This window comes from Glaciihabitans tibetensis, from assembly GCF_003003265.1.
Classification (GTDB): Bacteria; Actinomycetota; Actinomycetes; order Actinomycetales; family Microbacteriaceae; genus Glaciihabitans; species Glaciihabitans tibetensis.
In genome coordinates this window covers 341606-353359 of the sequence record NZ_PVTL01000004.1, presented here as the reverse complement: position 1 = coordinate 353359, position 11754 = coordinate 341606, and the positions used below count along the sequence as shown (strand labels likewise).

Genomic DNA, 11754 nt, shown 5'->3' with positions numbered 1-11754 from the left:
CATTTTCGAAGTGATTGAATTGAGCCGTGACCAATTCTTCGCACCTGCAGGACCTCGCCCGTTTCATCCAGGCTTCACCTTCGTCGTTTCACGCTGTCGCCGAAGTCGCGCGCCGGTTGACGGACGGAGGGTTCACGGAGCTCGCCGAGTCATCCGCCTGGCCGTCGGACGTGCATGCAGCCCCTGGCGGGAAACACTTCGTCATCCGCGACGGCGCCATCATCGCGTGGATCCAGCCAGCGGGCGCAACGGCCACCACGCCCTTCCGCATCGCGGGTTCGCACACCGATTCACCCGGCTTCAAGCTCAAGCCAAAACCGACCATCGGAAACCACGGCTGGATCCAGGCCGGAGTTGAGGTCTATGGCGGACCGCTGCTCAATTCCTGGCTCGACCGCGAGCTCGAGTTCGCCGGACGCCTGGTCTTCAGCGACGGCTCGTCCGAACTCGTCCGCACCGGACCATTCCTGCGGTTCCCGCAGCTCGCCGTGCACCTCGACCGCGGCGTAAACACCGATGGCCTGACCCTCAACCCGCAAGTGCACATGAACCCCGTGATCGGTGTTGGCGATCCCAGCAGCGCGGACGTGGTCGGTCACCTCGCCGGCCTCGCGGGGCGTGAGGGGGCGGATGTCGCCGGCTACGACATCATCGTTGCCGACACCGCCGCGCCCGCGCTGTTCGGGTTGGGGGAGCAGTTCTTCGCTTCGGGTCGCCTTGACAACCTGTCATCCGTCCATTCTTCGGTAGTGGCGCTCCTGGGAGTCGCCGAAACCACACTTGACGCGATCCCCATGCTCGCCGCGTTCGATCACGAAGAGGTAGGTTCGGACTCGCGCTCGGGTGCCGGCGGGTCGTTCCTCATCGACATTCTGTCGCGCATTGCCGCGGGACTCGGCGCGACCGAGCAGCAGCGCTTGCAAGCGTTCGCAGGGTCCTGGTGCCTCTCGGCCGATGTGGGTCACTCGGTGCATCCGAACTACCCGGAACGTCACGACCCCGCGAACCGTCCGCTGGTCGGACGTGGTCCGCTGCTCAAGATCAACGCGAACCAGCGGTACGCCACTGATGCCCTCGGCGCCGCGGAGTTTGCGCGGGCCTGCGCCCAGGCCGGTGTCAGTTATCAGGAGTTCGTTTCCAATAACTCCATGCCCTGCGGATCCACGATCGGCCCCATCACCGCAACTCGTTTGGGAATTAGGACGGTGGATGTCGGCATGCCCGTACTTTCCATGCACTCCGCGCGTGAGATGTGTTCGGCCGAAGACCCGGCGGCGTTCACCGCAGCAATCGGTGCGTTCCTCGATCCTCAGCGGAGCGCCGCTCCTGACCTCCACCTTGCCCCACAGGTGAGTGCGGCAGACTGAGACCATGGCCCACGAATTCCCTCCCGCGCACCTGCGTGATCCGGGCGACGCTTGGGTGTACGGCCCGAATGGTCAAAAGTTCTGGGGGAAGTTCGGTGCTGCGGGGCTTCTGGTGTGGAACCGTGACCTCGGCGTGCTGCTGCAGCATCGCGCGGAATGGAGCCATCACGGCGGAACCTGGGGTTTGCCGGGAGGCGCCCGCAAGCTGGGGGAGTCCGCACTCGACGGCGCCCTGAGGGAAGCTGCCGAAGAGGCATCTGTGCCACCTGAATTATTGCGGGTGATCGATACGGTGATCCTCGACCTTGGCTTCTGGTCGTACACCACCGTCGTAGTCGAGGCAGCCGAGCAATTCCAGCCGGTCATCGCAGACGCGGAGAGCGTCGCGCTGGAATGGGTCACCCCTGCGCTGGTCGACGAGCTGCCCTTGCATCCGGCATTCGCGACCGCCTGGCCCCAACTGCGAACGCTGCTTCGTTTCTGACGAGGCTCGGCCAGTCGCAATAGGGTGCAGCTGTCGAAGTGGTTGCAGCCGCCAAGATAGCCACGGTTGCCCAGATAGCCACGGTTGCCGAAATGGCCACAGTTGCCGAAATGGTTCGGCGCGGGCGCTCGGACAGGATAAGCTAGGGGAGTTGTCACGGGCTGTGGCGCAGCTTGGTAGCGCACTTGACTGGGGGTCAAGGGGTCGCAAGTTCAAATCTTGTCAGCCCGACAATTGGGCCGTTCTCGAAACTCTTCGCGAAACGGTCTGAGCAACGCAATGAAAAATCGCTCCTGAGATATCTCAGGAGCGATTCTTCGTTTCCGGCAGCTTTTCGCGGGGTTTTGCCGCCGCTGCATGGCTGATGGCGGTCAGAGTGGAGGGTATTCGACCGCTTAGCGAGTATTGCCGCGCGCCGGATCGTCCACTCCGCCGGGGGCTCTCGGGCAGTGACAGCGTTCCGAAGCGGAACGGTTATGTGCAAAGCGGTGGCCCGTCGGTCTCGTCGGTCGGCTGCGGCGTTTAGCGTCGGCTGGTCGCGGGACTCCGACGGGGGTAGGTGTCGGTGTAGCGATTATGCCAATCGCGGTCCCGCTAGGCGCGGGCAGCGTTGAGAAGGTGTCGCCCGATCGTGGACGAGGGAGCGTGGTGCATCACGGGAGCGGCTCGAGGCTGTCATGTGAGGCGATATCGGGGGCTCGGCGGAATGACAGGATGTCTGCACTCAACTCCCGTGCATTTCAGGGCTTCCCGAGTACCCCACGATTGGGCCGTTCGCGCGATTCTCGCGAAACAGTCTGAACAGCGACAAACAATTCGCTCATGAATGGTCCCAGGAGCGTTTTTGTGGTTGCGTGCCCCCTCGAGCGCTAATCCCATGGCTGGCAGCACCGGGTGCGGCCGCCTCGAGCGCGGCTCCAGATCATTGAGAACAGCCAGCAATTTGTTCGTCGAGACCCGTCATCCACTCCTCCAAAATTGTATGGGTGACAAAGCTTGCATGTTCGCGCGCGGCCGACAGCTGTTCCACGGCCGCCGCGCACTCTCCGGCTCGGACCTCCGCGCGACCCCAGTACACGTGTGTAAACGCTGGAACGGCGTGCTGCCGCAAAAGATTTGGCCCGTCATACGCGGCGGACAGTTGGACCGCCGTCTCATAGTCGTCTCGCATCCGTTCCAGCTCACCTTGATCTTCGTAGATGCCAGCCCGCACTTGAAGGACGGAAACCTGTTCATACTCGTTGTTGTCTGCGCCGGCGCGCTTCATGGCCTCCTCAAGAAGCGGCAGAGCATTTTCCTTGTCGACCGGGGTTTCGATGACGATCGCTTCTGCAATTTGTCGGTACACCACAGCCGGCACATCGGGCACGGTCTCTGTCAGCCAGATGGCCTGAGCGATCAGGAACGCTGACTCTTCTTCGAGTTCACCATTCTGCACACTCACGTTGAGTTGGGCGACGACATCGATTAACTCGCTTCTGCGGTCGCTGACATACGCGTCCTTCGACGCTTCATAGGCGAAGAAGGCCGACGCTGCGGCGATGAGGATCGACAAAATGCTGATTGTAAGGGGGACGCTCTGGGTTACCCGATGAGAAATCGGCGTCCGTGCCACGTTCTTGCTCAGGGGCTCAAGCTTTGACCGTACCGGCGTGGTTTCTTTCTCGGTCGTGCCAGCATCACTCACGACTCCGCCACAAGTGCGATGGATCGAGCCCGAGACACCCACGCATTCGCAGCCTCCTTGCTGATGGAGCAAGCATGATCTTGACGATACTCATAGAAGCGGATTTGTCGACCCCCGGCAGCCCATTCATCAGATTGCCTATGTGGATGCCGGTCGTCGCCAGAGTCGCGACCGGGACATCCGTCTCGCACGATCCAGGGTGAGCTGGCTGGATTCCTTCTGGCGTGGGCGCTGTTCGAGTGAAGGCTTCGCGAAGATGCGGGAGGGCTTGCCGACTCTTACGGCATCTGCGGGCTTCACGAGTTTTACGGCGCGCCGGATTGCTGGGGGCGGGGCGCCCTCCCGGGGTAAATGGGTCCAGAAAGCAATCGTCGATCTGCTTGCACTCGAGTTCTACGAGCGACACCGTCGAGGAACCGCGGGCTAACGCCTGAGCTGCGGGGTCCCTCAACTCGTCCTCCGGGAACAGCGTTGCACCGACAGCTGCCGCAATCGCGAGTGCGACACCGCTCGTCCAGCCATTTTCGTCCAGTTTCGGGGATCCTTCACTTTCTCGTGGTCACCCGTTAGCGTGTGAGGGTGCGATGGCGTCCGGTTGAGGTGGGTGGTTCACGAGTTGTGCCACCCTCTCCGGGGATACCCCGGGGTACGCAGAACACCAGAAACACGCGCCGCAGGCGCCTGAGTGCGCTTCGCGCACCACAGCGCCCGCACAGACGGACGAGTCGACCGGGCGCCGTCGCACACCACCGCATCAGACACCACCGCCTCACACACCGCGCAGCACCGAGACCGACGATGAGGCACCCGTGAACGCCCGCGACCTCGACGCGTACACCAGAACTGTCGCAACGGCACTCGCGCACGCGTTCCTCATGGCCGACACCTGGATGAAACCCGCCCTTCTCGACGCCGGCGCGAGTGTGCTCGGGGCCCGCCGCAGGTGGCTAGGCCCCCTCGCCCGCGAGATTCTCGCCACCTACCGCAGCCGACCAACCGATGCTCCGCGTGAACTTGTGGCGGTCATTCGGAGTGCCCCGTCTTTTGTATCTGCGATAGAAGTGTCGGTCGAACGCCAGGCTGCGATTCGTATCATCCACCATCCGACCAGCCCAACCGAGGCGCGTATCAGGGTTGACCAAGTCAGCGCCGAGCTCGCGCTCGCCAGCCTCGCCAACGCTCACACCGCCAGCGCCAACCCCGCCAGCGCTCACACCCCTAGCGCTCACACCGTCACCCGCCTCGACTCGCTCGTCGACCTGGCCGCACTGCTCGACCTCACCCAGGGCGAACTCGACTGGTTCGCCGACGTCCGCCTCTGGAACCGCCGTGCCCGCCCCGGACGTCTGCACCACTACCGCTACGAGTGGCGGCAGCGCCCGGGCCGCACTCCGCGACTTCTCGAGGTGCCGGGCCAGCGGCTCCGCGCCATCCAACGCACAGTGCTCGATGAGGTGCTTTCGCCTATCCCGCTGCACCCCGCCGCGCACGGGTTTGTCGCCGCACGCAGCGCCGTTACGGGGGCAGCGGTGCACACCGGTGCGGCAGTTGTGATCAACCTGGATCTGACCAGCTTTTTCGCCCGCGTCACCGCAGGACGGATTTACGGGGTGCTGCGCCAGGCTGGCCTTCCCGAAGCTGTCGCACACACCCTTGTGGGGCTCGCGGTGCACGCCGTGCCGCCACACATTCTCTCTCAGATGCCGCCGGGCGGCTCTCCGGGAGAGCGGTTTGCGCTGCGGAAAGTACTCGCTGTGCCGCATCTCCCACAGGGCGCCGCGACGTCCCCCGCGCTCGCGAATCTGGCGGTGCGTCGCCTCGATTCGCGGTTGGCGGGATGGGCGGATGCCGCGGGCGGCCAGTACACCCGCTACGCCGACGATCTCGCGTTCAGCGGTGGTCCCGAACTCGCCCGTCGCGCTGACACGGCCATCCGCGGCATAACCCGGATTGTTGAGGACGAGGGCCACACCATCAACCCCCGCAAAACTCGTGTACGTGCAGCAATTGTGCGGCAGGTGGTGACGGGTGTGGTGGTCAACAAGCGCACAAATACACCCCGCCGCGAGTTCGACCAGCTGCGGTCCGTGCTGCACAACGCGGCCACCCAGGGGCCAGACTCACAAAATCGTGGCAGTCATTCCGATTTTCGCGCGCACCTGCTCGGGCGCATCTCCTGGATGGAGTCGGTCAACCCGTCACGAGGGCCACGACTGCGCGCGGCATTTGCACGCATCGAGTGGTGAGCGGCTATTTGGTGCCGCCCGGCTTCGTCGCCAGCATGCGCGTCAGGAACCCCGCGACATCCAGTTCCGGCGTAAATGGCTCGCCGATGGTCGCCAGGTCGTAGTACATCCCGTCGATGATCAGCATCGTCGCCCGCGCCAACTGAGGATCCCCGAGGTCGACGTTCATCAGGTCGAAGTGCGTGGTGCGCATCTGACGGATAAGGTCGGCCGCGCGGGGATCGCGCTTTGCGAGCATCCCGACCGCGATCGTCACACGCTCAAGCGCACTGCCGATGTACTCCGCCAGTTCGGCGTAGTACGCGGCCGCCCCGTTCGGAGCCGCAGCCATCCGCACGTACTCCGCCTCGGCGAGCTCCTCGAACCGGTCGAGCAGTGCCGATTCGAGAACCTTTCGCGACCCGAAGTGGTAGAGCAAACCGCCCTTGGTCACGCCCGCGCGCTTGGCGACTTCATCGAGTGTCGCGCCAGCACCGTTGCTCTCGATGAGCACGTTCTCGAGCGCGCTGAGAATGTCCTCGCGTGCACTGAGGCGGTGCTGGGTCATCGATTCTCCGTTCGCGGAATGGAGGTGCGGGTTGGTAGGGACGGGATGCTGCGCCGCACACTTTCTCCCCATTTTACTTCACCTGTTGGTATAGTAGATCGCTGTACCTGTCGGTACAGTAAACCGCCCCACCTCCCCGGTTCGACAACCGGTTAGTTATGAAACTGAAGTCGCTATGAGCAACAACTCGTCATCGCCCGCTACCGCTTCCGCAGCATCCGTCTCCGCAAGCACCCCAACCAACCCGCGCACGCCGGGCACTTCGCGCACGCCGAGCATCCCGCGCGCAAACCCCACCGGCAGCCCAGCTGCCAGCCCGGCCGTAGGTTCACGGCGTCGCTGGGTCGCCCTCGCCCTGCTTATGTTGCCGGTGCTGCTCGTCTCCGTCGACAACACCGTGCTCAGCTTCGCGTTGCCGGCGATCAGCCGGGACCTCGGCCCCAGCAGCACCACGCTTCTCTGGATCGTCGACGTCTACCCGCTCGTCCTCGCCGGACTCCTCGTTGCCATGGGAACCCTCGGCGACCGCGTCGGACGCCGCCGCCTGCTGCTGGTTGGCGCCACTGGCTTCGCCATCGTCTCGGCCGCCGCCGCATTTGCGCCCACCGCTGAATTGCTGATTCTCGCCCGTGCCATCATGGGATTTTTCGGCGCCATGCTGATGCCGTCGACGCTTTCGCTGCTGCGCAGCATCTTCAGCGACCCCCGCCAACGTACCCTCGCGATCGCTATCTGGGCGGGCGGATTCTCGGCCGGTTCCAGCCTTGGCCCCATCGTCGGAGGCGCTCTGCTCCAGCACTTCCCGTGGGGATCCGTATTTCTCCTCGCTGTGCCGATCCTTCTGCCGCTACTGATTCTCGGTCCGTCGCTGATTCCCGAATCACGCGACCCGAATCCCCACAAGATCGACTACCTCAGCATTGTGTTGTCGCTCGCCGCGCTCACACCCTTTGTGTACGCGATCAAAACCCTCGCGCACGACGGCATCACCGTGGTCGGTGTGACCGCCCTGGTGGTTGGTGTTGTTGTCGGAGTGCTGTTTGTACTGCGCCAGCGCCGGATCAAAAACCCGCTGCTCGACCTGTCGCTGTTCGCGAACAGGTTCTTCTCGGGCGCCGTGCTCGCGAACTTCCTGTCGGTGTTTGCGCTTGTGGGGTTCCTGTTCTTCGTCTCGCAGCACCTGCAGCTCGTACTCGAACTGGACCCGCTCGACGCCGGACTGCTACTCATCCCCGGCGCGGTCGGCGGCATCATTGCGGGCCTCGGCGCCGCTGCCCTCGTGCGCCGTGTCGCCCCGCGTCGTGTGATCATCGCTGGCATCCTGCTCAGCGCTAGCGGCTTTTTGCTTATTATCGCGATGCGTGACGACCTCAACGCCATCGTGGTGGCGATTGCGTTTGTGATCTTGTCGTTCGGTATCGGCACGGCCGAGACCATCTCCAATGACGTGATTCTCGGATCGGTGCCCGCCGACAAGGCCGGCGCAGCGTCGGGAATCTCCGAGACAGCCTACGAACTCGGTGCCGTTCTCGGAACCGCCGTTCTCGGCGCGATCCTCAGCGGTTTTTACCGCGCGAACGTCGCCGTGCCCGCCGGACTGTCGGCGACCGACACCACCGCCGCCGGCGAAACTCTCGGCGGGGCGCTCGGCGTCGCCGAAAACCTGCCCGGCACCGATGCGACGTCCCTCGTCTCGTCGGCGCAGGCGGCATTCGACAGTGGGGTCGGGGCCACGGCGACCATTGCCCTGGTGTTGATGCTGGCTGCTGCCCTGGTGATCCAGCGTTCAATGCGCGCGCAGACGACGGGGTGAAGCGCCCACCTTCGTTGTGCCGCCTGGACGAGCTACTCCTCGACGCGAATTCCGAACTGGCGCGCGAAGATCGGCGCCAGCTCCGTCACCTGATAGGAATTCACGGTTGCGCCGCGTAACCCCTCGAGGCCGGACAGCGCACGCATGTCAGCCCCGCGCAGGTCAACGTGCTCCAGCTGCGACCGGGTGACGTCGAGGGTGATGATGACGGTGTCGACGAACGCGACCCGCAGTGCCTTGGCGCCGCCCAGGTCGAGCTCTTCGATCTGGCAGTTGGTGAACAAGACGTCACGCAGGTTCGCACCGCGCAGGTTGATGTAGCCGAGTTTGCAGTTACGAAAGTGCACGGACTGCCACGACGCCTCATAGAACTCCGCCGACCCCAGGCGCGAGTTCTCGATGGTAACGTCGCGAAAGCGGGAGCGAGGCGCCCGAAAGATGGGGGCGTTCAGTCGATCGAAGCGAGCGTCGACAAATTCGCTGGCGCGAAAATCGGTCTCGTGGGCAGTCAGGTCGAGAAACTCGCACTCGCTGAACGTCGCGCCTGCGAGGTCCCGTTCGCTCAGATCGGCGCCGCTGTAACGCTCACCATCGCGACCATCGTGCGATTGGAGCGAGTCGGTGTCGCCCTCCGCAAGCTCGAGGGCACGAGGTGCGTCAAGACGCGGGGGATGGGTGCTCGGTTTTGCCATGCACTCACTCTGGCACCCGCCGCCGACGTGACCTGACAGCGTACGTTCGAGTCAGTGTGTGCACTATTCGCGGGAACATCGGCTCAGCTGCGCGAATATCGGCTTAGCTGCGCCGTCTCGCGCCTGGCCGAGCGTTGCTTCGTTGACGCCGAGCTCGCGGGCGACAGTCGAGCCCGCTCTACTTGGACGCGCGACTATAAACGTAGTGTCTCGGGTGCTACCCTGAAGTGGTCACTACAAACGTAGTAGCGATGGAGCTGCGAAGGAGCTGCGACATGACGTTCACGACGACAGCCAAGCCCGCGATGCCGATTGTCGCCGGGGTCGACCATTCATTTGTGGACCTGCCGGACGGGCGCATGCACGTCGCGACTCTCGGCTCGGGCGACCCGGTGCTCCTCCTGTCGGGATACGCGCAGACGTGGTGGGAATGGCGCGACCTTATGCCTGCGCTCGCCGCTGCCGGGTATCGGGCTATCGCTCCGGACTTGCGAGGCGAAGGCTGGAGCAGCCTGCCCTTTGAAGCGATCACCCGGACGCGCCGCGCAGAGGACATCATCACGCTACTCAACATGCTCGGGCTTGACCGGGTTCGACTCGTGAGCCACGACATGGGCGCGATCACCGCCTTTCAACTCACCCTGAACTCGCCAGATCGGTTCAGCGCGCAGGTGATGCTGTCCGTACCACCTCCGCAGATGCGGTTCTCGTTCGACATGGTCCCGGGCATGCGGCACCTCTGGCACCAGGAGGCTCTCGCGATTCCCGGGCTTGGGTCTTCGCTGTTACGAGCGGGACGCCTGCCGCGCTTGCTGTTTTCGCACTTCGCGGCGCGACCACTGAACCCCGAGGTCGTCGCGGTTTACGTCGCGTTGCTGCAGGATCCCGAGCTTTCGCGGGCCGCGGGCCCCCTGTGCCGCCGGATGGTGCTCCCGGAGCTCGGGAGGATCATCCGAGGGGTGTACCGGCAGGAGCGGTTCACTATGCCGTCCCTGTTTTGTTTCGGCACTGAAGACATTGGATTTCCTCCGTCCGTTACCCGCATAATCTTCGCGAGTCCGAATGCAATCGGCTCTGACGCGCGTCTCGCGCTCATCGAGGGTGCCGGTCACTTTGTTGCGGACGAAGAGCCGCATGCCGCCGCGACCTGCATTGTGGAGTTCTTCGCGTCGGTGTAACCACCGGGTGGTTCGGTCAGCGAGTACTCGCTCAGCGAAGATTTGCTCCACGACGCCAGGCGGGATGCGTCGGCCCATGCGCCGTGCACAAGGACGATGGTCGGCTTGCTGCTTTCTGGCGATCGACTTCCTTCGATAGCGCCGCCAACGGCGACTCGATGTGCGGGTCACGTCTCGTGCTGTGCCAGACGCTGGGCCTCAATATAGGGCGCAGTCCTCAGGAACCGGGGCTGCGACAGAACACCGGCTGGGCCGCGACAAACCGCCCGGAGCGTGGCAGGTAGCTGAGGGCGGTAGCGGCTGAGACGCCCCGCTGAATACGATCGAGTGAACAAGATCGAGTGAAGAAGATCGAGTGAACGAGAACGCTGCAACCGGGAGTACATGATGGCCGGATTTTCAATGAACGAATGGATGTCTCGTCCGCCGCTCGCCGTGTTCGACTTCATCGCCGCACCGCAGAATGCACTCAAGGTAGTTCAGTCCGTGCAGAGCATGGTGAAGATTACGGATGGACCGATTGGTGTGGGAACGCGATTTCGCGAGACCCGTCTGATGAAGGGCCCGCTCAAGAACGATAGGGAGCAGCAGGCTGAACTCGAAGTTGTTGCTTATGAGCCCGGCGAGAAGTACGCCGTCAAGAACGTGACAGAGGGTATCGAAACCGTTTATGAGTACACGTTCGTCCCTGAGGCGAACGGGACGCGCGTGGAGCTCGACTGTGTCGTGACGGCAAGTGGCGCAAAGAGAATGATGCTTCCGCTCGTCGTCGCCGTGCTGAAGAAAGAAGACGGTGACCATCTGGAGAGGCTCAAGAGGGTGGTCGAGGCAAGCTGAGGTGGGTCAAGCGCGGCTGACGCGGATTGCGCACGGCTGGTGCGGGTTGCGCACGGCGGACGCGGATCGATGCAGGTTGTCGCAGATCGACGCGACGGAACGAACCTAATCCGCGCGCGGGTGCTCGATGTCCAGACGGACGCGCTGCGCCGCGAAGCGCGTCACAACGTGCTGGAGCGGGGTGCCGTCGGTCAGGCTGTCGAGACCTTCGGTCACGAGAACGATCGCACCCTGGCCGAGATCGAGAACGGCCACCTCTGACGCGGTGGCATGCCGCGCGCCCACGACCGTCGAGGTGCGAACGTAGTCGTCGACGCCGCTCTCGCGGAGCGCTGAGGTGACCGATCCCGTGCGCCGAAGAACGGTCGCGATGTCGGGCAGGCGCGAAACGTCGAACCAGTGCGTGCTCATCGAGATCTGTTGTCCGCCTGCGGAGCGAGTGGTCTCGATTCTTACAGCCTTGCCGCCGTCGAGCGCGAGCCTGCGGGCAATGTCGGTGGGCGCGTCTTCGACGGCGCTGTTCAATACGCGTAGGTTGCCCGAGGCACTTGCCTTTTCGCCAAGACTCTTTGTGAGTCGGGTGCGTACGCCGATCCGGTGCAGCCGCATGGCTTCGCCAGTCACGTAGGTGCCGCTGCCGCGCCGGGACTCGACGAGGCCGTCCTCTGCCAGTGTAGCTGTTGCTTGACGGGCGGTGTGTCGGTTCACGCTGAAGCGCTCTGCGAGTGCGGCCTCGGTGGGCAGGCGGTCGCCCGCGCGCAGCCTGCCGTCGCCAATCTCGGCGCGCAATTCTTCGGCGATCAAACGCCAGGCAGAGTAGCCGCTGCTCGATCGGGTGCCGGGTGTGCGGTCCGTCACGGGTCCTCCTGGTCGGTTTACCGGAAGTTCATCCAGTGGTGGCTT

General features: G+C 64.0%; 10 protein-coding genes and 1 tRNA gene. 7 read left to right on the top strand and 4 right to left on the bottom strand.

The genetic code is table 11. The annotated features are described in order from the left end of the window. The first annotated feature begins 26 nt into the window (after positions 1 to 26). The 3 genes from B0I08_RS09720 to B0I08_RS09710 all read left to right on the top strand — a co-directional run bounded on the left by B0I08_RS09720 (position 27) and on the right by B0I08_RS09710 (position 2082). Complete coding sequence (locus B0I08_RS09720; RefSeq protein WP_106212230.1) at positions 27 to 1367, top strand: M18 family aminopeptidase; 1341 nt, start codon at positions 27 to 29, stop codon at positions 1365 to 1367. Between the two features lie 4 nt (positions 1368 to 1371). Continuing rightward, a complete protein-coding gene (locus B0I08_RS09715; RefSeq protein ID WP_106212228.1) occupies positions 1372 to 1851 on the top strand; it encodes an NUDIX domain-containing protein in 480 nt (159 codons plus the stop codon). A gap of 157 nt (positions 1852 to 2008) precedes the next feature. Next, positions 2009 to 2082: transfer RNA gene (locus B0I08_RS09710), tRNA-Pro, on the top strand. Positions 2083 to 2773: 691 nt separating this feature from the next. Here B0I08_RS09710 and B0I08_RS09705 read toward each other — a convergent pair. Further along, the gene (locus B0I08_RS09705; RefSeq protein ID WP_146134378.1) at positions 2774 to 3406 is read right to left on the bottom strand and encodes a hypothetical protein; all 633 of its coding nucleotides are present in this window, start codon (positions 3404 to 3406) and stop codon (positions 2774 to 2776) included. Between the two features lie 941 nt (positions 3407 to 4347). Here B0I08_RS09705 and B0I08_RS09700 point away from each other — a divergent pair. Continuing rightward, positions 4348 to 5784 carry a reverse transcriptase family protein gene (locus tag B0I08_RS09700; protein WP_106212224.1) on the top strand — a complete coding sequence of 479 codons (1437 nt, stop codon included), beginning with the start codon at positions 4348 to 4350 and terminating at the stop codon, positions 5782 to 5784. Between the two features lie 4 nt (positions 5785 to 5788). Here B0I08_RS09700 and B0I08_RS09695 read toward each other — a convergent pair whose 3' ends face one another. Further along, entirely contained in the window at positions 5789 to 6331 is a 543-nt protein-coding gene (locus B0I08_RS09695; RefSeq protein WP_181243367.1) for a TetR family transcriptional regulator, read from the bottom strand. 175 nt (positions 6332 to 6506) lie between these two features. Between B0I08_RS09695 and B0I08_RS09690 the strand changes: the two genes are divergently transcribed. Beyond that, positions 6507 to 8144 carry an MFS transporter gene (locus tag B0I08_RS09690; RefSeq protein ID WP_106212220.1) on the top strand — a complete coding sequence of 546 codons (1638 nt, stop codon included), beginning with the start codon at positions 6507 to 6509 and terminating at the stop codon, positions 8142 to 8144. Positions 8145 to 8176: 32 nt separating this feature from the next. Here the strand turns inward: B0I08_RS09690 and B0I08_RS09685 are convergent, their stop codons facing one another. Further along, positions 8177 to 8836 carry a pentapeptide repeat-containing protein gene (locus B0I08_RS09685; protein ID WP_106212218.1) on the bottom strand — a complete coding sequence of 220 codons (660 nt, stop codon included), beginning with the start codon at positions 8834 to 8836 and terminating at the stop codon, positions 8177 to 8179. A gap of 275 nt (positions 8837 to 9111) precedes the next feature. Between B0I08_RS09685 and B0I08_RS09680 the strand changes: the two genes are divergently transcribed. Both B0I08_RS09680 and B0I08_RS09675 read left to right on the top strand, forming a co-directional pair. Continuing rightward, positions 9112 to 10014: an alpha/beta fold hydrolase gene (locus tag B0I08_RS09680; protein WP_181243366.1), complete on the top strand. Its 903-nt coding sequence runs from the start codon at positions 9112 to 9114 to the stop codon at positions 10012 to 10014. Positions 10015 to 10416: 402 nt separating this feature from the next. After that, positions 10417 to 10851, top strand: a complete 435-nt coding sequence (locus B0I08_RS09675) for an SRPBCC family protein (RefSeq protein WP_181243365.1) — start codon at positions 10417 to 10419, stop codon at positions 10849 to 10851. 105 nt (positions 10852 to 10956) lie between these two features. Here B0I08_RS09675 and phnF read toward each other — a convergent pair whose 3' ends face one another. After that, entirely contained in the window at positions 10957 to 11709 is a 753-nt protein-coding gene (gene phnF, locus B0I08_RS09670; RefSeq protein WP_106212210.1) for a phosphonate metabolism transcriptional regulator PhnF, read from the bottom strand. Positions 11710 to 11754 lie beyond the last annotated feature (45 nt).